This is a genomic window from Pontibacterium sp., assembly GCF_041587635.1.
Lineage (GTDB): Bacteria > Pseudomonadota > Gammaproteobacteria > Pseudomonadales > Balneatricaceae > Pontibacterium.
This window is the reverse complement of the sequence record NZ_JBFGYC010000628.1, coordinates 1-2,196: the sequence shown is the minus strand read 5'-3', so window position 1 is coordinate 2,196 and position 2,196 is coordinate 1. Positions and strand designations below refer to the sequence as shown.

Sequence of the window (2,196 nt, the reverse complement as noted above, 5' to 3'; positions counted from 1 at the left end):
GGTTGGATCAAGCCTGACGGACTCTGTGTTGGCGCTGACCCAGTGTGCTTCATAGACTGTTACCAGCATCAGCAGGCTGGATGCTACACAGACAAGCGTATGCGTACGAAAACCTGCAGGTCTCCCACGATACGAGCGTTCGAATCCGATCAGTGCTCCCGCAACAAGCGCGGCAAGCAACCTCAAAACCATTTCTAAATCATCGCTGGTTAACCAAGCCTCGTTAATTGAAAAGTCAATAAACACTATCTCCATCTCCAGAAAACAAGCCCGCATATATGTCAAGGTGGGGAGGCGTAGAAGCTCATCACTAGAAAACCAACGAAGAAGTGGAGTTATATTCTTCAAAACCAGTAATTAAACAACTTTCCAACTTCAATTTGATGAAAACCATAGTGACGGGCCTAGGATAATGAGGGCTCAGAAAGAGTTGTACGGATCTATAGGATCCGAACAACATACAGTCTAGCCTAAGGAGTGTTTGTTGTGGTTGGAAAGCCCCTAGCACCCTAGACGCTTGATTGCGTTAAAATCAACGCAACAAAGGTGTCCATTCATGAAAACGCTATCTCGAAGAGTTCAAGATTGAAGCGGTGAAACAAGTCACTGACCGAGGCTACAACATTTCAGAAGTAGCCAAACGGCTGGGTGTGACCATGGCCGCTTTGGGATGTGGATTCAATGTGGTCGTACAAGTACTGCTAGATCAAGTCTGAATTACTACACATCAGGGTATTAACGACGGTATTGTGATGACCTTGGGTCTGTCTGTAATCCGGGAGGTAGCCGTGTTGTGTTGAAATAGTATTAGGTTGTCAGTTTCTAACTGTAACCCTACATTGGCTCCCACCTCAAACGTCGCGGCGTCGTATGTTACTACGTTAATCTCATTCCCGGAGGGAAGTCCCACGGTATAACGGGTCTTACTCCCCATAAACTGTTTTCTTATGACTTCACACTGTACGAGCTTAGCATCTGTGCCAAGATTAAGTTCGTGAGGCCGTACAAAAATTTCCCATTGCTCCCCTGGCTCCAAGGCTGCTTGTCCATTGAATAGGGTTATCATTCCAATCTCTGTTTTGAGTTGATCCCGCCTTATCGCTAAAGCGGGAATCAACTGGCCTGCCCCTATAAACGTAGCCACCTGCCTGTTACAAGGTTGATGAAACAACTCCGCCGGTGAGCCCCATTGCTGCAACTGGCCGTTTGCTAACACGCCCATCTTATCACTAACGGTAAACGCTTCCTCTTTGTCATGTGTCACCACCAGTGTTGTTATGCCCATATCTTTCAGTATGTCGCGAACCTCTGTATATAGCTGTCTCTTAAAGCCTGCATCCAGATTGGAAAAGGGTTCATCCATCAAAAGTAGTAGCGGGTGCGTGGCCAAGCCTCGGGCCAACGCGACCCGTTGCTGCTGACCGCCTGAAAGCTCATGGGGATAGCGTTTACCAAAATTCGGAAGACGAACCAGCTCCAGCATTTCATCTACTATGTTCTTTCTATCCCGGCGAGATAGTGAGCGTAAACCGAAGGATATATTGTCCTGGACAGTTAGGTGGGGGAACAATGCATAATCTTGAAATACCATGCTGATCTTCCGTTTTTCTGGAACCAGCATACTTTTCGCACTAGAGATCACGTCTCTATCCAAGATTATTGTGCCTGACAGTAAAGGATTAAAACCGGCAATAGCCCGCAAAGCGGTTGTTTTTCCGCTACCGCTCGGCCCCAGTAGGCAAACAATAGCCCCCCTATCTATATTAAAACTCAGACCGTTTAAAATCAGATTATCGCTATAGCCGCAACATATTTGATCAAGCTGTAGCAAGTGGTCCATAAATACAGCCCTCGCTGTTTCATGTGTTACTACATAAAACTATAGGTTAAGATACTAATTAGTTGCATTTATATTTAGATTTGTATTTGTAAAGATTAGGCTATGTCTGATGTGTTTCATTAGGAATCTAGCTCCAGCGTAGCAACCGATGACTGCACATGGCATAAAGCAGCGTCCCTTTCCGCACACGTCTGACGATGGTTTTGGGTCGAGAAGCGTCCCTTTTCGATGAAGTTACACCGAGATCAATTCGGGCTTCCAGCACCTTAAAATGAGTCCTAACGAGCGGGCAGCCCTAGGGACGGAGTAATCTTGATCCGATACTAAGCTGGCAGCTTCGAGTTTGTATTCAGGAG

The 2,196-nt window shown here is 46.3% G+C and carries 2 protein-coding genes and 1 pseudogene; 1 reads left to right on the top strand and 2 read right to left on the bottom strand.

Annotated elements, in window-relative coordinates; all coding sequences use genetic code 11:
* Window positions 1-246: MgtC/SapB family protein (locus ABYW01_RS19990; RefSeq protein WP_372836182.1), on the bottom strand; the 246-nt coding region annotated here is incomplete at its 3' end.
* Window positions 247-560: 314 nt separating this feature from the next.
* Between ABYW01_RS19990 and ABYW01_RS19985 the strand changes: the two are divergent.
* A pseudogene (locus ABYW01_RS19985) lies at window positions 561-668 on the top strand (transposase); the annotation flags it as partial.
* 59 nt (window positions 669-727) lie between these two features.
* On the opposite strand, the gene ABYW01_RS19980 reads toward ABYW01_RS19985, so the two are convergent.
* The gene (locus ABYW01_RS19980) at window positions 728-1,840 is read right to left on the bottom strand and encodes an ABC transporter ATP-binding protein (protein ID WP_372836180.1); all 1,113 of its coding nucleotides are present in this window, start codon (window positions 1,838-1,840) and stop codon (window positions 728-730) included.
* Window positions 1,841-2,196 lie beyond the last annotated feature (356 nt).